Here is a 22,424-nt window from a genome sequence, read left to right as displayed (position 1 = left end):
TCTCAATTACTGTATAAAATGTTTACCAAAATGTGATAATAAAAACTTCATCTCCCTATCCGTATCATTATATTAACCCATTCACATGGTCGTTATTGGGACCATGTATAATTTTTCTTAAAGATAATGTACTTATAAAATCCACACATTTCACTTAAAAATTTTGTATTATCTTTTTTTTCCAAATCTATTAATAAGCATCTGATGGCCTATCTGCAATACATTTTGCATAATCCAGTACAATACCAGCCCTGATGGCATATTCCAGAAAATAACAATAAATATTAACGGCATGAGCATCAACATCTTCTGTTGCTGGGTAGCTTCACCTGAAGACATCTTCTGCTGCAGATATGTTGTACCTGTCATAACCAGAGGCAAAATATTAATATTAAATCCAGCTATCCTGTAAATTGTATCAGGCAATGATAGATCCTTTATCCATAGAACAAACGGTGCCTGCCATAAATCTACTGAATTTATCAGAGCACTGTACAGTGCAAAAAAGAAAGGCATCTGCAAAAGCAATGGCAAACAACCCCCCATTGGATTTACCTTATGCTTTTTGTAAACTTCCATTATCTTTTTATTCAAAACATCAGGCTTATCCTTATACTTTTCACGCAATTCCTGAATCACAGGATTCAACTCCTGCATTTTCTTCATGGATTCCGTGGAACGTTGTGTCAATGGTAAAAACATTATTTTTGTAATAACTGAAAATATTACCAGTGACCATCCTAAATTTCCTATCAGCTTGTTTATTTCAAGCAGGCACCACATCATAAAATCCCTGATAGGTTCAATCCACTTGCTGACATCTGCTGCATCGCCAATGTGCTTATCAACAGCAAGTAGCTTATCTTTATTTTTTGGACCAACATACACCTTAAATTCATGTGTTATCGTTTCACCGGCTTTCAGCGGTTTTACCGGTACCACAATACCTGTCCTGAAACCAGAGTGTACCCTGTTATCAAACACTACACCCGAACCTGCAAAACCCTGTGGTATCATAATTAACAGATAATACCTGCTCATTATGCCCGCCCATTGTACCACACCGTTTTCACGTTTGAGGTCTTGGGGTGTAGAAAAGAATCCGCCACCCTTACGCGCTTTTTCAAAACTATCATTTATATAATAAATACTGTGTAACTCATTATATGAATTATCAAAATCCATTGATGGCCCTAAAAAATCAGACGGTGAAAATATTACACCTCCTTCAGGAAATGTAAATTCTCCTTGCCCTTTATTTGTGATAGCATACGATACAACAAAATATTGCCCTGTTTCGTTATACGTAAATTTCTTTGAAATTTCCAGTGGATTTTTTTGTACGATAGCAACTGTGGAAAAGCGCACTGCTGATGCATCTTTTTGCATTTTCCATAACGCTGATGGTATATCCTTTGCATGCAAAAACTCACCCGTAGAAAAATGAACAGGGAAATCAAAGAACCCTTTTGCATCAAATTTTGATTTAGTTACAATTAATTCTATATTTCTTACCTTATCAATAAACGACGTACATTGCCCATCTTCATTGGAAAGTATTGCTGTATAGTATTTGGCATCAATGGTAACTTCTTCCTTTTTTGATGACGCTTGCTGAAGTTTTGAAACTACAGAAATTTCAGGTTTTTGTATTTCTTCAGTTTGCACTGTTGGAGTTTCAGCACTTTTTTTGGTGACTGGAGGTGTTTTTTCCTGTGGTGGAAATAAATAAAACCACAGTATCCATATCCCTAATGATAATAACACTGCAATCAAAGCCCTTTTTTCCATGACAACCTCTTGATAAAATTTTTACTCAGATACAACAATACCACATAAGTGTACTATCACACCGTGGAAAGGAGATAACAGGAAGGGAATATTTTTCCGTACTTAAAAATGATTATCAGGGGACAGGGTCATACCCACCATCACAAAATGGATGACAGCGAAGGATTCTTTTAACCGATAAAAAACCACCTTTGAAAAGCCCATGCCTGGTCAATGCCTCAATGGCATATTGAGAACACGTTGGATAAAATCTGCATGCATTGGGCAATACCGGTGAAATCACAAGTTTATATAATTTTATTAACACTACCGGTATAGTAACCATATTTATCTTCACTGTTTTAGTACTCCTGATTTAAGCAATACTTGTTTCACTGATGTAACAAGATGATCATATTCCATAGCCTTACAGGTGGTGTCTGGAAATATAATAACAGCAAAACCCTGTCGTATCTGGGGCATCAGAGTCACCAAAATAGAACGAATTTGTCGTTTAATTTTATTCCGTTCAACAGCATTTCCATAGTTTTTATGAACCACTACGGCAAAACGGGATTGTAATGTATTGCTCAAATACCCTTCTGTCTGTAATGGTTGCATATATACTATCATTCTCATCCCTTTGCCATAAACTCTTTTACCGTTAGCAATGACTTCTTTAAATCTCTTCAGCCCCTTTAATGAATATCTCCTTTTCACGGAATTATGATATTACCAAGAATTACTTTGAATTTCGCTTTTCATCCGAAACAGTTAATTTGTATCTACCCTTTTGTCTTCTCCTGCGCAATACTTCCTGACCTGCCCTGGTACTCATTCGTGCTCTGAATCCGTGTGCCCGTAATCGTTTGATTACACTTGGTTGAAATGTCCTTTTCATCATCCCACCTCATTATTAAGAATAGTAGTTCAAAGTTGAAAAAACGTATATGATTACAGTAATGATATAGAATTTTTTAGCTACGTTACATGTATTTTTTACAATAGCACAACTTTTATGCAATACACAACAAAAATGCTATTCTAAACGTATTGTGATTTGTGTCAAGAATTTATTAAGCCTTTTTTAATGCTATCACCAGTATAGTATCAGAAAAGCACAGCAAGCGTGCAATGAAATTATACAATTTTTTATATTTTTGGGCGATAGTTCCAAAACGCTCTGGATGGTAACCTGAAGGAAAACATCGTACATAAGAAAATCCAATTTGCTGAAGAAGTTTTTTAATACTCTTTGGGGCCACATCAATTCGATGATCCTGGGGATGAGACCGTACCCACTGACTCCTATGGCAATAAAATAATGGCCCAAAATACGATGGCAGCGTACAGGCAAAAATGCCATTATCTTCAAGCATTTCATATATTTTGACAAACATAGCATACGGGTCATTAAAATGTTCCAGTACAAACCATGCAGTTATTGCATCATACTTTTTTACAGGAATAAAATCTTCAAATCCTGTACTATGAACCGGTATGTTATATTTGTGTCTACTATACCTTGCAGCATATTCTGATATTTCCAATCCTTCAACTTCACCAAACCCTACATCTCTGGCAGCCTTGCAAAAAAACCCTAAAGCACACCCAATATCAAGAAGACTTTTTGCAGAAAGGTTATCCCCTAAATATTTTTTTATTATTGAAAGCCTGGAAAGGGATACTGCATATATTGATTCAAAATCATCTTCATACGTTTTGCCATACTGCTGTTTATATTCCTGGCCAAAGTAATCTGTAGAGTATACTGCTGGTGCATGATTGGTATTATAAATAATGCAACACCTTGTACACAGTAACAGATCTTCTGAAATTGTTCTATACTTTGATGAGGTGCAGATAGGGCATGCAGGTGTCATTATCTCATTGTTTCTTTTTCTTTTTAGCTGGCTCCACAACAATGGGCACACCTTTTATCCGTGCTTTATCAAGTGAAATTAACACCAGTTCTGCATATTGTTCCGGTATTTCAATAAACGAATAGGTAGAATGTATATCAATCTTACCAACGAGCTTCCCATCAATACCTGAACGCTTTGATATTTCCCTGATGAGGTCGCCTGGTGTTATCTTATGGTTTTTACCAATGTTAATAAAAATTCGTGCTTTGCCATCCTTTATATCTTCAAAGACAATAGTACCATCAGAAGTTTTTGTAAAATTTAATGCGGCAACTTCTGCTATATCAAGCTTTGAGATATCCCCAATACATTCTTTCAGTAATGCAGCAGTTATCCGTTTTGTTGATCCAAACATTGGCAAATGTTTCCTCATTGTTTTTACAAGAGCAAAATATGGTGTAAGGTCTTCATGCAAGGCTGATTCCAGTATTTTTTCAATCTTTTTTAACTGATTCATGACAACTCCACTCAATCCTCTCTACGTTGTAAATAATAGATTTTTTTACATTAATTAAGCAATTTATATATTGGCAAGCATATTTCTATAATTATTCTTTGCACTTATATCCAACATTTCGTATGGTTTCTATTATATTATTAAACTCATCCCCTAATTTAATTCTAAGCCTCCTGATATGGACATCAACTGTACGAGTTCCCCCTATATACTCAACACCCCAAATCTGGGAAAGTAACTCCTGACGGGTAAAAACTATACCTTTATTTTCCATTAATAATTTAAGTAATTCAAATTCTTTGTATGTCAGCAATACTTTGTCATTATTTACTGTTACCGAATACTTTTCAGGTTCTATGGTAATATTGCCAACTTTGATAACCGAATCCTTTAATTCAATTTCAGCACCTATTAACCGATCAATACGTGCTTTCAATTCACCTTTTCTGAAAGGGAACACAATAAAATCATCAAAAAACCAGTCTCTGTTTATTGATTCTAAATATCCCATCCGTACAATAAGAATGACTGGCAATCGCTGAAAACGCTTGCGCAGCTTTGAAAGATAAAATTGTGCATCGCTTATGTCTATTTGCTCAGTATCAAATAATACTATATCAAATCCTTCATCTTTAAGAGTATTAATAGTACCATGAACACTAACATCTAAAATCTGAAGCATTCTTACTTCCAGTGCCAATTCCTTGTTTTGTGTAATGAGTGCTGTTTTAATTTTCATTTTTTATTAACTAATGTTAAAAAAATATTCATATACCGTTCTGCTACATTTTCGGCATAAAAGGTAGTAATCTTTTTTTTATTATTAACAGAACAATATTTATAGAGCTTTTTATCATTATAAAACTTCATAATACTTTTAGCACACCTTTCCACATCACCAACATTAATAAGCATTGCATTTTCCCCATGGATAAGAAAATCAACCTGCCCGCCATGGTTGGTAGCAACAATGGGCAATCCGCAATACATGGCTTCCATAAACACAATGCCAAATCCTTCATGCATAGAAGTAAGTACAAACAAATCAGATTGTGATAGATAGGCAAATTTTTCCTCATCGGCAACAAATCCCAGAAATCGCACTCTATCATGCAGTGACAATTCTTTAACCAGTGACTGCAAGTATTCCCTTTCAGGGCCATCTCCCATAATGAGAAGTTTAACGGCAGGCTTATTAACAAGAGCTATCGCCCTGATAAGGACATCAATTGATTTACGCTTAATCAATCTTCCAATAGTTATACAGATAAAATCCCTTTCATGCAACCCCAATTTTTTCCGTGATGTTTTTGGTATTACTGGCGGATGGAATGCTAACGGAATAATCTGAATTTCATTTTTTGGTGCATAGTATTCTATTGCATTATTGCGAGTATTTGATGATTGAGCCACAATCGCATCTGCCCTGTTAAGAAGGAAACGAACAACACTTTTAAAGAATCTATTTCGATGAGGTGATATTTTTTTACTGGGATCATAAATATCACCACCATGCAATGATAAAACATTTGGGATGCCAAATAACTTTGAAATTACATATCCCAAAGGGCCTGATGGCACAACAAAATGTGTATTGATAACATCAAACTTATATTTTAGGGCAAGCGATAGTGCCCGTATAAACCCTGCAGGCAGGTAGCTAAACATTGAAATAAATGTTGCTGCATCCCTTGATTTTCTGAATAAAATCTTTACTCTGTGAACATGAATCCCATTAATATTTTCATAGGAGGGTAACCCTTTAAATGATGAAGTGATGACATGTACATTTGCTGTTTTCACCCACTCCAATGCCAGGTCATAGGTAGCAACACCTCCCCCACCTCCTAATGGAGGAAATTCATAATTTATAATTAATATATTAATCTTTTTTTCTTTCATGTAAAATACCCCATTCCAAACAAAAAAATTACGTTTTTCTCACACTAAAACATGCCTTTTATATTTCAAATACTATTTAATTACGCATAGCTAAAACAATAATTTCCCTGACCAACCAATATACGTTATAAAAATACATTTCTGGATAATCATTTGATGTAAATTAAAAAATCATGTTTTGTTAAAAATAATATTTGTCAAAATACATCATAAAATGGTACTATACTATAAAAGGTAAGAGATAACAAAGCAGCATCATTATTGGAAAAAAAGATTTTATTTTTATATTATTAAATATTATTAAACAAGGGTGATGAATTATGAAATTCTTTCAAATTTTAGGTGTTATTATCACTGTATCTTCATTATTTGCCTGTTCAAGCATTGATGTAGCATATACCAATAAACAGGCACTACAAAAAAGAATGAAGCGGGTTGCAGTATTCCCCTTTGACATCAAAGGTGCTGGCTGGGGAGATGAATTTTCAGATGCTATCTCACATCAATTTTTTAAAAGCGGAAAAGTTACTACCATCGAACGCGACGCCATACAAAAAATTTTGCAGGAACAGCAGCTTTCCGCCTCAGGTTTAATTGACGATAAACAGGCTGTAAAAATTGGTAAATTGTTAGGTGCTGATGTTATTATTATTGGCCGTGGCTCTGCTTTACAGGCATACAGGAATAACAAGTTTGAACCCAACTGTATTGATACGTTCACATTAAAAGCCATTAATACTGAAAATGGCGAAATTTTGCTAACCGTCCGCAAAGAACCGGGAAGGGCTTGGGACTGGCGTTACAGGGCAAAATTTTGCTGTGGATTAACGTTAATCTGGAATCTCAATGATATTTTGATAGAGAGCTCCCAATATGATGATATTGCAAAACAGGTGGTTAAGCAAATCCTTGAAATTTTACAAGAAGAAAATAAAAAATGAAATGGGAAAGTAAAACGTATATCAAGCTTTTAATACTGATTAGTACCATTGCTTTTTTTTCTTTTGCCTATTCATCCGAATTTGATGAGCTGGACAAGCCTCCCGAAGGCATACACAAAGATCAGATAATCCTTACAGGCTCAGTTTCTATCGGAGTCCCGTACGGTGATATTATTTCAGCAGAAGAAAAATTTACCAAAACCTCAACCTATACTTTTGAGAATGAAATAACTAAACTTATTTATCTATCACATTTAGCTTTTGGATTAACACTTTCAGGAGAATATCTTCCTATTGATTATATTGGTATACGGTCAAAAATACGGCGCAGTGTTATAGTACAGAATACAAATTTTGGCGCTGATTACCAATCCTGGAAAAAAACACTGTATAGCGATTATTCTGTTTATTTTGGCCCATCGTTTCATGTTACAAATAGAAAGCCATGGGACATTAGTCTATCGCCCATGCTTGGCTATGCATTTGCTACGTATAAACCAACTCCAATAGCCCGCGTACTTATTGATGGGTATACGCCGCCACCAACACAACAGTTTTCAACTATTACCTATGGTGTTGATGTCATGCTCAGCATATTTTTCAGCGGTGGGCTTGTTGTCCAGATTGGTGGGGAATGGATACGTAACAATATACTATTTTCATCAGTACCTGATGCTGTAAATCCACAAACAAACCAGATTTTTTATACAAAGAAAGATGCCACTATTGATTCTATTCTTCTCTGTGTTTCAGCAGGATACGCTTTCTATAATTAATCAATATATTTCAATTGTTTCTATTATTTGCATCTACAATTATTTACTCACATCGTATTCTATTACGGCATTGCCCGTATTAACAAGCATTGAGACAACACGTATAGTTGTTAATTTATCCTTTGACTTCAACTTACCAGGTAACCGTAAAAACTGATGCATACATCCTCTTCGTCTGTGCTCTAAAGGGAAACTTCCATCATCAAATTGTTTCATTATACATTGATTAAATAATCGTATCCTAAACGCTTCAGCTGCATCACCTAAAAAAAGTGAAAACTGAATGGCATCAATGCTATCATAATCTAAATAAAATGGGTAGCCCAGCAATTCATGATTATATGCAACTCTGCACCTGCAACCAGCTTCTTTAAATATGGCATCATCACGGAACATATAGGCGATAGCTCTTTGAATACTATCATTGCTGTTGTGGGTATCTAACTTCATTAAGGCTTTTGCACACATGACAGTTGCAACTACACAACTAGGTGTATCAGTATCCTCTAATCGAATTCCTTCCCCGATGCGTTTAAATAGCAAATATTTCAGTGAATCACCAACTGAACCGATAGGGCAATGCAACCATCCACCATCATTCCGCTGGTGAGCAATAATCCAGGTTATGCCTTTCTCTACTTCTTTTCCCTGATATCCGCTTTCCAGCAGGTAATATACTACCTGTCCGGTAATACAGGCCGTTGAACAGAAAGGTTTCCAGTTTAAAGTAAATCCTCCATCATCTTGCTGGAATTTCAGTACTTCTTTAAGAATTGAATACACCACGTTATCACGTATATCAAATCCACTTTCCACCAGTGATGAAAAAAACCACATAATGCCAATACCTGGTGCATCAAAATACTCATAGGCTTTTTTCGTTGGTGTATACAAACTGATTGAATGTAGTTTTTGTGTGCTATCTTTTTGTACATTGTTCTCTTTTAAGGCAGGAATGCTTTTCAATAAAAACAACAATGATACTGTATCATCCGCTAACCAATGGATAACATCACCACTTAAATATTTTGATTTAACTTTCACCTATAGTATATGCTTATTTTTTTAAACTAACAATGCGATCATAATTCTCTACAATGATGGGGTTATCCGGAGCAAGCTTTCTTGCCTTTTCAATGATTTCAACAGCTTTTTTTACATCACCAACCTGAATATAACTCATGGCCAGATTGTTACAAATATATGCTGAAGAAGGTGCCAGTGCATATGCAGCCGAATATGCAGTCTGTGCCTGGGTAATCCTACCTAAAGCCATCAGCACATTTCCCAATTCGTTATATGCATAGTACAACTCAGGATCAAGTGAGATAGCTTTTTCTAAATACTCTTTTGCCTGCCAGTACGAACCAATTCCTGAATAGGCCAATCCCAAAATATAATATGCAATAGGTTCCTGCTTGATCTGCAATGCTTTCCTGGCCCACGTCATTGCATCAGTATACCGCTTATAATCTATATATATAAAGGCAATATCAACAAGAGGATTAACTGTATCTTTTTGAATTTCTGCACAACGCTTTAAATGGGTAAGAGCTGATTCATAATTACCCTTCTTAGCATGGATATGACCAGCTAAATACCGAAGATTATAATTTGGCGAATTTGTTTCAAAATCTTTCGAAACATCCAGAACTGATGCTATTTCAACTAATGCATCATCGTATTTTCCTTGCTCAAACAGTTTCAAGGCTTTATCATAATCTGCATAGAGCACCATGGGGATTGTTAGTATAAAAGCAGAAATAAAAAATAATTTAATTTTCACGTTTTATCCCCCAAAAAATATAATGTATTCACCTCGCCCTTAAGCCCTTTTTCTTAATTTAAAAGTAAGCTTAAGGGTGAGGCTGTAAATATTTTCATTGTGTTTAAAACTACTTTATGCTCGCTACAGTAAATAGTGTCATTAGATCAAGAGATCATTGCACAACCATACTTTTATCGGGGAAACCGTATTGCTGCTTGAGCAGCAGCCAGTCGGGCAATTGGTACTCTAAACGGTGAGCAACTCACATAATCAAGACCAACCATGTGGCAAAACTCAACTGAACTTGGTTCGCCACCATGCTCACCACAAATACCCAGTTTGAGCTTTGGATTAACAGAGCGCCCTTTTTCATATGCCATTTTAATTAGCTGCCCTACACCATCCCTGTCTAAAATTCTAAATGGGTCATTTGGTAAAATTTTCTTATCAACATACTCTTTCAGGAATTTTCCTGCATCGTCACGGCTAAAACCAAATGTCATCTGTGTGAGGTCATTTGTTCCAAATGAAAAGAATTCGGCAACCTTTGCTATCTCATCAGCTGTTACTGCAGCACGAGGAACTTCAATCATGGTGCCAACCATGTAATCAACTTTCACTCCCATTTCTTTCATGACTGTTTCAGCAGTTTTTACGATGATATCTTTCTGCATTATGAGTTCCTTAACATGGCCCACTAGCGGAACCATCACCTCAGGCTTAACATCCACACCCTCTTTTACAAGCTGGCAAGCTGCTTCAAATATTGCACGAGCTTGCATTTCTGTAATTTCAGGATAGGTAATGCCCAATCGGCAACCCCTGTGCCCTAACATAGGGTTAAATTCATGGAGTTCTTCAACCTTAGCTTTGACATCTTCAACAGTTATTCCTAATTCTTTTGCCATCTCTTTCTGTGATTCCAGATCATGTGGCAAAAATTCATGTAATGGTGGATCAAGTAGCCTGATAGTTACTCCCAACCCTTCCATTGCTTTGAATATACCATAAAAATCCTCTCTCTGCATAGGTAGCAATTTATCCAGAGCTTTCTTTCTTCCTTCATAGGTATCAGCAAGTATCATTTCCCTGACTGCCTTTATTCTGTCACCTTCAAAGAACATGTGTTCAGTACGACACAGCCCTATCCCTTCAGCTCCAAAATTTCGAGCTACCTTTGCATCATGGGGCGTATCTGCATTGGTCCTTACTTTAAGCTTTCTGATTTCATCAGCCCATTGCATAATGGTTCCAAATTTACCTGTTACTTCAGGTTCAACGGTTGCAACCTTGCCAAGCATTACCTCTCCCGTTGAACCATCTATGGAAATATAATCGCCTTCTTTTAATACAATATCTTCAACTTTCATCTTACGCTTTGCGTAATCTATCTCCAGCACTCCACAACCAGATACACAGCATTTGCCCATTCCTCTGGCAACAACAGCAGCATGCGATGTCATACCACCACGCGCAGTAAGTATGCCTTCAGCAGCATTCATACCCTTTAAATCCTCAGGCGATGTTTCAATTCTAACCAAAATTACCTTCTCACCACGTTCTTTCCATTCATGGGCATCGTCAGCATTGAACACAATTTTTCCTGTAGCTGCACCTGGTGATGCAGGAAGCCCTTTTGCAATAACCTTGCGTTGTGCCTTTGGGTCAAAGGTTGGATGGAGTAGCTGGTCAAGTGATTGTGGATCAACTCTTAATACTGCATCCTCTTTTGTTATCAGGCCTTCTTCAACCATATCAACAGCAATATTTATAGCAGCCCGTGCAGTTCGCTTACCATTTCGTGTCTGGAGCATCCACAATTTTTTGTTTTGTATGGTAAACTCAATATCCTGCATATCACGATAATGTTTTTCAAGAGTCTTATATACATCCACTAACTGCTTATATGCTTCAGGCATATACTCTTCCAGTGATGGATATTTCTGTTTACGTTCTTCCTCTGATACACCATTTTCCCTGGCCCACCGGCGTGACCCTTCAAGTGTTATCTGTTGAGGTGTTCTTATGCCTGCAACCACATCCTCACCCTGAGCATTAATCAGGTATTCACCAAAAAACTCCTTTGCGCCTGTGGCAGGATCTCTTGTGAAGGCAACACCTGTTGCACAGTCATTGCCCATATTGCCAAATACCATAGCCTGAACATTTACCGCAGTTCCCCAGCTATCATCAATGTTATTCATTTTTCTGTACAGGATGGCACGCTCATTATTCCATGATCTGAAAACCGCTCCTATTGCTCCCCATAACTGCTCATAAGGGTCATCAGGGAATGATACATTGAGCTTATCTTTTATGATTTTCTTAAATCGCGCTACAAGTACTTTTAAATCATCTACAGTAAGATCAAGGTCATTTTTAACTTTCCTTTTTTCCTTTAGTTCATCCATGATCACTTCAAAAGGATCATGCTCATCCTTGCTTTCAGGCTTCAATCCCAGTACAACATCGCCATACATCTGGATAAAGCGGCGGTATGAATCCCATGCAAACCGCTCATTCCCTGTTTTTGTTACAAGGCCTTTCACCACATCTTCATTTATTCCTAAATTAAGAATTGTATCCATCATTCCTGGCATTGATGCCCGTGCACCTGATCTAACCGATACCAGCAAAGGGTTGGAAGGGTCACCAAACCTGGTGCCCATAATTTCTTCTACCTTACGTAATGCAGCAATAACTTCTTCTTTTAGACCATCAGGCATTTTCTGATTGTTTTTATAATATTCATTACATACTTCGGTTGTAATTGTAAAGCCAGCAGGAACAGGAATGCCAATACGTGCCATTTCTGCTAAATTAGCACCTTTACCACCTAAAAGGTTCTTCATATCAGCAGTTCCCTCTGTAACGTTACCACCAAACAGATACACACGCTTTGTCATTGTTATTCTCCCTTCTTCTTAAATTTATTTTATTGTTACCATAAAAATGATAACACATCACATTTTCATAAAAAACACAGAATAGGATAATTTTACCAGTATTACTGAACAGTTTAACATCCTTATATTACTACATTTTTGTTGTAAAGATTAATTTCACATTACAATTATCATTTTAGTTATTATATACTATCGTTTTAGCAAATCATTTACAATTTTAACAAAACATGCATCCCTATCAATACAATTTTCACAACTATCTGATTCAAAAATACTCATATCACAATCTACAGTATTTGTTTCAACCATAATTTCTTTATACCGTATATACTGCACTTCATCATCTGTTAACGCGTGTTCACCCTGTTTGTATAATTTTTGTACGATAGTTTTTTGTAATTCAATCTCCTTTTTATCTACAACAGGTTCAGATGGAACAGTCGCTTTTTTCTTTTGCAAAGCAACAAACCCTCTGGTTTTATATCTGATAGTATGTTTACGGGTAATTATGAAATAGATAATACCCGTGGCAAGCCCACCCAGATGCCCTATATGTGAGATGTTATCAAATCCACCTGAAAGCTCAAGAAACAGTTCCAGAGCACCATATACTATTACCAATGTTCGCGCTTTCACGGGTATGATAAAAAAAAGTAATATTTCAACATCAGGGAACAATATGCCAAATGCCAGAAGTAGCCCAAAAACTGCTCCAGATGCACCAATTGTAGGTATATAATATCCCAGCCCACCAGATAATAAAGCTATGATAAAAATTGCTAACCCAGCTCCAACACCACAGGTTAAATAGTATATAAGGAATTTTTTACTGCCCCACAATCTTTCAACTGGCATACCAAAGATAAAAAGAGCATACATATTAAATATTATGTGTGCAAAACCAGAAGTACTATGGAGAAACATATACGAAAATAGCTGCCATAGATACAATTTATCAACTACCAAATAAGGAATTAAACCCAGATAGTACGTAACAATATCTATAGGTAAAATATTATTAGCAACAGTATACGGGACAAGAGTATTACTCAACAAAAGTTGAATGACAAAAATTATCCCATTTGCTATTATAAGGGTAACAGCCCAGTTCTTATACATTAACTAATCCTGCTATTTTCATTAAGTAATATTATTATTCCTCATATTGAGGGCACATTCTTGAAACACCAGGCTCAAAATTTCTGCATACTGCCGGTCGTGTATCATAAATGGTGCACCTATAAAGGCCATTATCATCCATTATTAAAAAAGGACACCGTTGAATTGAATGCCCATTACGTGAAGAAATTAAATGATCACCAGCCCAGATGCTTGCTTCGTTTTCAATTATATGTAAAATATCATACCGCCCTTCAGCGCGCCAGCGTACAAAATCATCCTCCGTTGCATAGGCAATCATGTCAACAAAGCAACATGCACCACATCGCTTGCAATCTTTTTTTTGCATAGTATTAAAGCTATTGCAGATTGCTTATGACAACCCTTTTAGAGCAAACTGAAAGATAAATTCAATTAAATCATCTATCGTCATCCATTCTTCGGGAGAAAACCATAACCGTGTTCTAACAATCATTGAAGCAATAAGATTCAATGCAATTTTTTCATCTACCTTCCTGAATAATCCCTTTTCAATCCCACGCCTCAGTATGGAATACCCTATACGATTATATTCATCACGAAGACCCAGAATAACTTTCCTCCTTTCAGGTGAAAGATTTCTAAGCTCTGTATCAAACAATAACTTTGAAGCTCTTTTTTCCCCTAAAGTAATTTTAACATGAGTTTCTATCAATAATCGCAATTGCTGTAAGGGATCTCCATCTTCTTTTTCCAGATATCTTATAGGGTTAACTATCTCTTCCATTTCTTCTTTTAAAATGGAAAATAATATCTCTTCTTTACTTTCAAAAAAGTTATAAATATTGGCAGGCCTGAAACCACATTCATTTGCAATATCCTTCATACTGGTTTCAGCATACCCTTTTTCCCAAAAAAGTACCTGTGATTTTTGCATTATCAGTGTTTTCTGTTTGCTGTTTTCTTTTATTACAACGTCAGGCATTGGTATTATCTCCTCAACAAAAAATAAATTGCTTCCGCTCTTCTTTACTAGTAGTGCGTTATGGATTAAATCATTGCACCATATCATAATGACATAGTATGTAAATTTACCACATTATAATACCATAATCGTAAATACAAGAAAAAAAACCTCGTACCAGATATACGAGGTTTTTTATAAAAAGCAGGAGGTTCCTTATAGCTTTATTTTTATTCACCCTTAAATTCAGGTTTTCGCTTTTGTGCAAATGCCATCATGCCTTCCATACAATCCTTGGTAGTAAATAATTTTGCCAGTTCTTCCCGTTCCATCTTCAAATGCATTTCAGGCGACATTGATGGTCCTGCTGACAATACCTTCAAAATTGCTTTTACAGATAGCGGTGGTCTAGCTGCTAATTCTTCAGCAAACTTCAATACTTCACCCATAAAATCCTGTTCTTCAAAAACTTTATGTACCAGACCTATTTCAAGTGCTTCATCTGCCTCAAGTTGTTTTCCAAAAAGCATTAATTCTAATGCCTTTGCTCTTCCCACCAAACGAGGCAGCCGTAATGTACCGCCATATCCAGGCATAATTCCTAAATTTGTCTCAGTTAAACCAATCCGTGCACCCTTTTTCATGAGCCGTATATGACAGGCCATTGCCAATTCACATCCACCACCAAGAGCATGACCATTTAATGCAGCTATAACGGGTTTTGGATAATCTTCTATTTTATTCCACACATCCTGTCCCCGCTTTAAAAAATCAACAGCACTGAAATCTCCAAATCCCTGTGAAAGATCTGCTCCAGCACAAAAAATCTTATCTCCTGATCCAGTTATAACCAGCACACGGATATTTTTATCTATTTCAAGTGTATCTAACAATTTTCGCATTGTTTCAAAAACATCATGGCTTAGCTGATTGGCTTTAGGTTTATTAATGGTTAAAATACCAACCATCCCTTTTTGTTCTAATAATACTGCATCTGACATATGACACCTCCTATCTCCCAATTGTTTTAAACGAACCGTCTATAATTTCAGGTTCCGGTTTAAGAATGTCTAATTTAAAGCGCTGTGCCAAATAATTAAGGCAATCAGTTAATTGTTGTGGTTGAACTCCTGATGCCAGTGCAAACGGCCCAGCAAATGCATTCATCCCATATTTGACACCATCATCAATATCCTGAACACTTGCAGCAATACCTTCTTTAAATACTTTTACTGCCTCATTAACCTGTACAGCCATAAGATGGAGCGGTGTTATTTCTTCAGTATCCGGCATTTCAGGAATGATAGCTTTGCCATCTTTCCATTCATATATACCTTTTCCGCTCTTCATTCCAAGATGACCTTTTTCCAGGCATCCAAGTAAAAATTTCCCGGGTTTATATTGGGGAGATAGTGTCTGTGCATAATATTCCAGTGTATGGCAGAAAACATCCAGCCCAACAAAATCAGCTGTTTCAAAAGGAGCCATTTTAACACCCATTTTTTTCATTTTCCCATCTATTTGTGCAGGATTGATTTTGCCTTCATCTAAAATTGCGCTCAGTAATGCCTGGTTAGGCGCACTGATTCTGTTAACAATAAAACCTGGCCTATCTTTCAAAACTTTTACGGGAAATTTATCAATTTTCTTTGTCAACTCATACAAAATATTTATAGCATTTTCCGATGTTTTGGCACCATAAATCAATTCAACCAGTTTCATTCTGGTTACAGGGTTGAAAAAATGCATTCCAGCAAATCGCTCAGGATTTGTAACAGCGTTGGCTATTTCAGTAATGCTCATGGTAGATGTGTTTGTTGCCAGTATTGCATCAGAAGCGCATGCAGATGAAGCTTTTGCAAATACATCCTTCTTCAATTGCATATTTTCAGGCACTGCTTCAATGATAACCTGAGCATCTGATACCCCTTTTTGTAAATCGGTTGTTACACTTATTTTTCCAAGAACATCATCAACAGTACCCTGCAACTTCCCTTTTGATGCAAGGAAATCTAAGCTTTCCTTTACTTTCTTTAAAGCATTATCAAGGAATTCCTGTTTAATATCTATCATGGCAACCATTAACCCATTTTGAGCACACACCTGTGCTATTCCATGACCCATTGCCCCTGATCCTATGACTGCAATTTTCTTTACATCATTAATACTCTGCATAATTACCTCCCTTTATAAAAATCATAGTTATTTAAGTTCCTTACTTGACATTTCCAGTACGTTGCGAGCAATAATCAAGTGCTGTATCTGCCCGGTTCCTTCAAAAATATCCATGATTTTGCTATCTCTCATCCATTTTTCTGCAAGATAGTGAGTTGAATATCCCACAGGACCCAAAAGTTCAGCACAGCGCTGTGTAATCAATGTTGCATATCTACCCGCCTTAGCTTTTGCCATTGATGCTTCTAAGTTATTAAACTGATTATTATCAGCCATCCAGGCAGCACGCCAGGTTAAAAGTCTCATAGCTTCTACATTTGCATCCATTAAATACCACTCACGCTCAACTGCAGAAACATTTGATAAATTCTTTTTATAATCAAATGTGTATCCTTTCTTTTCATATTGTTCCCGGGTAAATTCAACAGCAGCTCGTGCTATACCTGTTGCCATTGAAGCAACCAATGGCCTGGTATTATCAAATGTTTTCATGACACCTTTGAATCCCTCAGTGGACATCTTTACTTCGGGATCACCCAATATGTTATTATAAGGGATTCTACAATCGCTGAGTACAAAGGTACCAGTATCAGAGGCCCTGATGCCTAATTTATGCTCTAAATGTTCCAGAGTAAAACCAGGTGTCCCTTTTTCCACAACAAACGATTTTATTCCAGATTTCCCGGCTTTTTTATCAACTGTCGCCCATACCACAACCACTTCACTTCTATCTGCGCAGGTAACAAAAATCTTTTCCCCATTAAGTACCCAGTAATCGCCATCACGTGTAGCGGTTGTTGTGATAGCTCCTGAATCAGAACCTGCACCCGGCTCTGTAATAGCCATAGCAGCCCACTTATTACCAAACCGTTCCAACTGTTCATCATTGGCAACTGCCAAAATTGCTGCATTCCCTAAACCAGCATTTGGGAATGACAATAAAAGAGCTGCATCGCCCCAACACATTTCTTCAATGGTCACTACCATCCCCAGGTTTGCTCCTCGTTTTGGCTTTTTTTCTTCACCCGAAGCAGAAGATTCACCTTCTTTCTTTTTCTTGGGGCGAGCCATAACCTTTATCCCTCTGAACATATCAAGTTCCTTAGGATACTCATGCTCGGCTTCATCATATTTCCTTGAGATTGGACGCAGAACACCTTCTGCCAATTTATGCATGTTATCCTGTAATGTTTTTATATAATCAGGTGTTACTAACTGAATCATTGTTGCCCTCCTCACACTATTAAATAATTGCCATGGCTTCACAAATGGCAATACTACGCCCATTTCGGTAGTATCGCTCAACAGGATGATCCCTGATATACCCATGACCACCCAGAATCTGAACACCATAATCTGTCAGTTTCATAGTCATTTCTCCAGCATAAATCTTTGCAAGAAATGACTCACGGTTAGCATCCATACCTAACTCAATAGCTGATGCAGCTTTCCATGTTAACAATCTCATTGCATCAACTTCATAGGCCATTTCAGCTATCATAAAAGCTATTGATTGTCTGCTGGCTATGGGCTCACCAAACTGCTGGCGTTCTTTCGCATACTTTTTGGAGTATTCATATGAAGCTCGTGAAATACCTGTTCCAATAGCAGCCATTGCTGTTCTTGTTCTCTGGATGAGCCAATTAAATGCTGTTTCATCCCCCAATTGGTTACTTTCTGGAATTGTACAATTTTCAAAGGTAACTTCAAAAGTTGGAAGTGCCCACCAACCGCAATTTTTTTCCCTTTCTCCAACAGATAGTCCTTTTGCATCTTTATCCACTATAAACAGATGTGGATTGCCCTTATAATTTGCTACAACTATCATATACAAAGCTTCATCAGCAAGGGGAACAAAGCACTTTTTACCATTTAAAACATATGAATTTCCCTTCTTTTCAGCTTTTGTTTCACAATTCCATACATCAAAACCTACACTGAGCTCATTCACAGCTAATGTTGCCGGAACGAAGGATTCCTTACAAAATTCAGGAAGGTATTTCCCCTTTTGTTCTACACTTCCCAAATATACTACGGGAAGCACAAAAAGGGCAGGTAACATGGCATACACAGCAAAAGCCATATCCCCATAGGCTAATTCCTCCAGTACCAGAGTATGCAGCACAGGAGAACTCCCCATGCCATATCCACCATACTCTTCAGGGATCATTGACTGGATTATACCTAATTCCCAGAATTTTTGGACTGCCTGTTTATCCAATAGTCTGTTTTCATCCCATTGGTGAATAGCATCTATTACATTAGCCTGAACAAGCTGTCGGACAGTATCCTGCATCATCTGCTGTTCTTCAGATAATGCAAAACTTATTTCTTCTACCATACGATAACCTCCTTAATAAAATAAGTACTGACATGTCAGTACTTATTTTATTATTAAAATTAGTCAACTATTTTTTATTAAAAATACCATGAGCAATAATCTTAGAGGCCTTATCAGATATTGCTTCTAAATCCCCTAGTAACATAGTATCATCCATTGTTATAGTCAGATAATAATGGGCCAATCTGAAGACTCCTCCAGCAATGAGATTAGCCATAAAATTTAGATCCACATCTTTACCAATATTATTAAATTTGACTGCAATATTCAGATCAGCAATAATCATAGTAATTAATTTGTTTTCAAAATGCTGAATTTTTTGCTCAAAATGATCTGGTAAGCCTAAACCGGCACGTAAAATTATATTTGCACGGTCTCTATCTTCAAAGAAAAAATGGAATGCTTCATACAACCTTTTTTTAAGATACATATATGGAGATATTGTTTCTAAATCTTCTTTGATCGATAGTTCATTGATATATTTCTCCCATTCAATCAAAAACCTTTCCAGTAATGATATAAAAAGATGTTCCTTATTGGAGAAATATTGATAAACAGTTCCACGTCCAATTTTTGCTGATTCAATAATATCTGAAATTTGTGTTGCATAATAGCCCTTTTCCGAAAATAACCTCTTTGCATGAAGCAATATTTTATCTCTTGTATCATCTGCCCTGGTCATTATTTCCTCCTATAATTTTCACAACTCAATGGCAAAGAGTTATAAAAAACAATTAAAATCTTAAAAAAATTTTTTTAAAAAATAATTTTTTTAACAAATTAATCTTGACAAAACAATGTAATACTGACATGTCAGTATTACAAGCAAAATTTTATATTTGCAACAATATTTTACACAATATTATTTTTTAAGGAGGACCACTATGGTTATTGCACCAAATACTTCAATTGATCAGTTTCTCACAGAAATTATGCCAAAAGTAGCAACCGAAATGCTTCAAAATTCCAATGCACCAAAAGAACTTGGTGGCACTCAAATCACCATGGTTGTTGAAGTTAATGGAAAATCCTATGGATTCAAGGTTAAAGATGGTAAGGATATTGAAACATGTGGTGATATTGCCAATGCTATGCTGAGATTAAAAATATCCGAAGCTGATTTAAAGAAAATGATTGAAACCAATAATCTCGATATGCTGTTAGGCATGCAAAAAGATCTGACAAGAGCTCGATATAATGCTCTATCTTCTTTGAAAGGTAGTTTTATTGCTAAATTAAAAAATGATGATGGTTCTGAATTTACCATTGAAGCAATACTTAACGGTGCAACATCACCACAATCAATTTTCCGCATGACAACAAAAGATTCAGCTGCTTTAATGAAAAAGGAAACAAATCCTGTTAATCTTTTCATGTCAGGTGCAATGAAAATTGAAGGTGATATGAGTTTTGCAATGGCAACCCAACCCCTATTCACTTGATAGATTTGCTTTACATCTCAACCACATCTTCATGTGGTTGAGATGTTTTTTTATCAATCGCCTGGAGGATAACAATGGAAACTTTACCCTGGTACAAAGAATATAAAGTGTTAGGTATACCAAAAACATTTAAGCCCTATCCTGATAAACCTGTATATGATATTCTTGAAATAGCTGCAAAAAAATATAAAAAAAATGGTCTCCTACAAAAGGATTATTTTATATCATATCCACAGCTTCTTGACTATGTAAACCGATTAGCTTCTGGCCTCCAGTCTTTTGGATTAATGAAAAATGATATTGTTGCAACGATTTTACCCACTTCTACAGAATTTATTATTGCTGATTACGCAATTTCAAAAGCAGGACTCATCCATCTGCCCTGTAGTTCACTTGAACCTGCTGAAGCTCTTGAACACAAATTTAAAGAAGGTAAACCTAAAGCTATACTTTGTACCAGCAATGATATTAAAATTGTCACAAGTTTGATTAAAAAGACACGTGTCAGAACCATCATTATTGCAAACACACGTACCAGCAATTCTATTCCAACTATCGATACAGATAAAATAAAAATATCAGGTTCCACTGTATATGAGTTATACTCATTAATCCAGAATTCTTCAGGAATTATTAATCCCGTTCCCATCAATGTTGAAACTGATATCGAAACATTGATTTTTACCGGTGGTACCACTGGTATTCCAAAAGGCTGTATGCTCACACATAGAAACATATATGCTAACTGTATACAGAATCTTCATGCATTAGGCGCAGGAGGATTGACATTCAAGGGAGCAATATCTGTTATATTGGGATTACCATTTTTCCATACCTACGGCCATTGCCTCATGCATACAATGATGCTTTTTGGATTTAATATCATCATTATCAACGATCCCCGTGATACTAAATCAATGGTTGAAAATATAAAGAAGCACTATCCAGTTATGCAGATAGGTGTACCCGCTCAATTCATGAAATTAGCTAAAGAAGATCTCAGTGGCATAGGCATCATTGGTCTTTCAGGATCAGCTCCTTTATCCGAGTCGACACAGGAAGAGTTTGAAAAACGTTCAAATAGCGGGATAATGGAAGGGTATGGCCTTTCAGAGATGTCCCCTGTGACACATCTTAACCCTTCAGTAATATACCGTATTTTAGGAGGGCGTTTTGGTGTCCGCTTAGTATCTCTCCTGTCATCAATACCTGGAAATAGTTACTTAACCAATCAGCTCTTTCGTTTAATAGGAACAAGAAACTTTGGCTGGATTTTTACTAAAATTATTGCGTATCGCATGAAAAAAACAAGTCAAAAGCCTGGAAAGAAATCAGTGGAAAAAAGAAGAACAATTGGTGTTCCATTTCCTGACACTGAAGTGCGTTTTCTTGATTTTGACACCGGTAAAATCCTGACAATTGATGATATGTTAGCTGGAAAAAGAGCCGAGATGCTTTTAAAGGGACCACAGCGTATGTTAGGATACTGGCCAAAACCCGATAGTGGCTGTGATGATGAAGGTTTCATCCATACGGGTGACATAGTACAGATAGACTCAAATGGTTATTTTTACATTGTTGACCGTTCTAAAGATATGATTAATGTCTCAGGTTTCAAGGTATATTCAAAAGAAATTGATGATATCGTCGGAGAACATCCCCATGTTGAAGCAGCTGCAACGGTTGGAATACCAAATCCTGAAAAAGAAGGCAGCGAAGTAGTTGTTCTTTTTGTTCAGTTGTATCCACAATTCAAAAATAAAACAAAAGAACAAGATATATTAAAATACCTTCAATCAAAAGTTGCAAAATACGCAGTACCCAAGTTTATCCAAATAGTGGATGAACTTCCCCGAACCGCAGTTGAAAAAGTAGATAAAAAAATATTACGGCAAATGGCAATTGATACGTTTCTACATTCAAAAAAGAAAGTGAAAGTCAAAACAAAATAATAATTAG

Annotated in this window: 23 protein-coding genes; 4 read left to right on the top strand and 19 right to left on the bottom strand. The window is 36.4% G+C overall.

The features are described 5' to 3' along the window. Positions 1–168: 168 nt before the first annotated feature. The 8 genes from yidC to AB1444_03250 form a co-directional block, all read right to left on the bottom strand. Positions 169–1,791 carry a membrane protein insertase YidC gene (gene yidC, locus AB1444_03285; GenBank protein ID MEW6525674.1) on the bottom strand — a complete coding sequence of 541 codons (1,623 nt, stop codon included), beginning with the start codon at positions 1,789–1,791 and terminating at the stop codon, positions 169–171. Between the two features lie 115 nt (positions 1,792–1,906). Then, a complete protein-coding gene (yidD, locus tag AB1444_03280) occupies positions 1,907–2,116 on the bottom strand; it encodes a membrane protein insertion efficiency factor YidD (GenBank protein ID MEW6525673.1) in 210 nt (69 codons plus the stop codon). 8 nt (positions 2,117–2,124) lie between these two features. Next, positions 2,125–2,490: a ribonuclease P protein component gene (rnpA, locus tag AB1444_03275; protein MEW6525672.1), complete on the bottom strand. Its 366-nt coding sequence runs from the start codon at positions 2,488–2,490 to the stop codon at positions 2,125–2,127. Between the two features lie 22 nt (positions 2,491–2,512). Then, complete coding sequence (gene rpmH / locus AB1444_03270) at positions 2,513–2,671, bottom strand: 50S ribosomal protein L34 (protein ID MEW6525671.1); 159 nt, start codon at positions 2,669–2,671, stop codon at positions 2,513–2,515. Between the two features lie 175 nt (positions 2,672–2,846). Further along, entirely contained in the window at positions 2,847–3,695 is an 849-nt protein-coding gene (locus tag AB1444_03265; protein MEW6525670.1) for a class I SAM-dependent methyltransferase, read from the bottom strand. After that, on the bottom strand, positions 3,658–4,152 hold the full coding sequence (locus tag AB1444_03260) for a DbpA RNA binding domain-containing protein (protein ID MEW6525669.1): 495 nt from the start codon (positions 4,150–4,152) through the stop codon (positions 3,658–3,660). The genes AB1444_03265 and AB1444_03260 overlap by 38 nt, the downstream gene beginning before the upstream one ends. Before the next feature lie 91 nt (positions 4,153–4,243). Further along, on the bottom strand, positions 4,244–4,891 hold the full coding sequence (locus AB1444_03255; GenBank protein MEW6525668.1) for a response regulator transcription factor: 648 nt from the start codon (positions 4,889–4,891) through the stop codon (positions 4,244–4,246). Continuing rightward, a complete protein-coding gene (locus AB1444_03250) occupies positions 4,888–6,054 on the bottom strand; it encodes a glycosyltransferase family 4 protein (GenBank protein ID MEW6525667.1) in 1,167 nt (388 codons plus the stop codon). Before AB1444_03250 ends, AB1444_03255 begins: the two co-directional genes overlap by 4 nt. 320 nt (positions 6,055–6,374) lie before the next feature. Here AB1444_03250 and AB1444_03245 point away from each other — a divergent pair, with 320 nt between their 5' ends. Together AB1444_03245 and AB1444_03240 are read left to right on the top strand one after the other, a co-directional pair. Beyond that, entirely contained in the window at positions 6,375–6,995 is a 621-nt protein-coding gene (locus AB1444_03245; GenBank protein MEW6525666.1) for a CsgG/HfaB family protein, read from the top strand. Continuing rightward, positions 6,992–7,771 carry a hypothetical protein gene (locus AB1444_03240; GenBank protein MEW6525665.1) on the top strand — a complete coding sequence of 260 codons (780 nt, stop codon included), beginning with the start codon at positions 6,992–6,994 and terminating at the stop codon, positions 7,769–7,771. The genes AB1444_03245 and AB1444_03240 overlap by 4 nt, the downstream gene beginning before the upstream one ends. A 39-nt stretch (positions 7,772–7,810) precedes the next feature. Here AB1444_03240 and AB1444_03235 read toward each other — a convergent pair whose 3' ends face one another. The 11 genes from AB1444_03235 to AB1444_03185 all read right to left on the bottom strand — a co-directional run bounded on the left by AB1444_03235 (position 7,811) and on the right by AB1444_03185 (position 19,705). Continuing rightward, positions 7,811–8,815, bottom strand: a complete 1,005-nt coding sequence (locus AB1444_03235) for a hypothetical protein (protein MEW6525664.1) — start codon at positions 8,813–8,815, stop codon at positions 7,811–7,813. Positions 8,816–8,828: 13 nt separating this feature from the next. Beyond that, entirely contained in the window at positions 8,829–9,557 is a 729-nt protein-coding gene (locus tag AB1444_03230) for a tetratricopeptide repeat protein (protein MEW6525663.1), read from the bottom strand. 173 nt (positions 9,558–9,730) lie between these two features. Beyond that, entirely contained in the window at positions 9,731–12,445 is a 2,715-nt protein-coding gene (ppdK, locus tag AB1444_03225) for a pyruvate, phosphate dikinase (protein MEW6525662.1), read from the bottom strand. Positions 12,446–12,634: 189 nt separating this feature from the next. Then, positions 12,635–13,564 carry a rhomboid family intramembrane serine protease gene (locus AB1444_03220; protein MEW6525661.1) on the bottom strand — a complete coding sequence of 310 codons (930 nt, stop codon included), beginning with the start codon at positions 13,562–13,564 and terminating at the stop codon, positions 12,635–12,637. Positions 13,565–13,598: 34 nt separating this feature from the next. Continuing rightward, on the bottom strand, positions 13,599–13,913 hold the full coding sequence (locus AB1444_03215; GenBank protein MEW6525660.1) for a YkgJ family cysteine cluster protein: 315 nt from the start codon (positions 13,911–13,913) through the stop codon (positions 13,599–13,601). Positions 13,914–13,937: 24 nt separating this feature from the next. Continuing rightward, on the bottom strand, positions 13,938–14,528 hold the full coding sequence (locus AB1444_03210) for a TetR/AcrR family transcriptional regulator (protein ID MEW6525659.1): 591 nt from the start codon (positions 14,526–14,528) through the stop codon (positions 13,938–13,940). Between the two features lie 209 nt (positions 14,529–14,737). Further along, the gene (locus AB1444_03205; protein ID MEW6525658.1) at positions 14,738–15,508 is read right to left on the bottom strand and encodes an enoyl-CoA hydratase/isomerase family protein; all 771 of its coding nucleotides are present in this window, start codon (positions 15,506–15,508) and stop codon (positions 14,738–14,740) included. A 10-nt stretch (positions 15,509–15,518) separates the two neighbouring features. Further along, a complete protein-coding gene (locus AB1444_03200) occupies positions 15,519–16,682 on the bottom strand; it encodes a 3-hydroxyacyl-CoA dehydrogenase family protein (GenBank protein MEW6525657.1) in 1,164 nt (387 codons plus the stop codon). Positions 16,683–16,709: 27 nt separating this feature from the next. Continuing rightward, a complete protein-coding gene (locus AB1444_03195; protein ID MEW6525656.1) occupies positions 16,710–17,906 on the bottom strand; it encodes an acyl-CoA dehydrogenase family protein in 1,197 nt (398 codons plus the stop codon). Positions 17,907–17,925: 19 nt separating this feature from the next. Continuing rightward, the gene (locus AB1444_03190; protein MEW6525655.1) at positions 17,926–19,023 is read right to left on the bottom strand and encodes an acyl-CoA dehydrogenase family protein; all 1,098 of its coding nucleotides are present in this window, start codon (positions 19,021–19,023) and stop codon (positions 17,926–17,928) included. A 67-nt stretch (positions 19,024–19,090) separates the two neighbouring features. Then, positions 19,091–19,705, bottom strand: coding sequence for a TetR/AcrR family transcriptional regulator (locus AB1444_03185; GenBank protein ID MEW6525654.1), 615 nt, complete (start codon positions 19,703–19,705; stop codon positions 19,091–19,093). Positions 19,706–19,907: 202 nt separating this feature from the next. On the opposite strand from AB1444_03185, the gene AB1444_03180 reads away from it, so the two are divergent. Next, a complete protein-coding gene (locus tag AB1444_03180) occupies positions 19,908–20,465 on the top strand; it encodes an SCP2 sterol-binding domain-containing protein (GenBank protein MEW6525653.1) in 558 nt (185 codons plus the stop codon). Between the two features lie 74 nt (positions 20,466–20,539). Beyond that, entirely contained in the window at positions 20,540–22,417 is a 1,878-nt protein-coding gene (locus AB1444_03175; GenBank protein MEW6525652.1) for an AMP-binding protein, read from the top strand. Positions 22,418–22,424 lie beyond the last annotated feature (7 nt).

The organism is Spirochaetota bacterium (genome assembly GCA_040756435.1).
Classification (GTDB): domain Bacteria; phylum Spirochaetota; class UBA4802; order UBA4802; family UB4802; genus UBA4802.
This window is presented reverse-complemented; position numbering and strand designations above follow the sequence as displayed.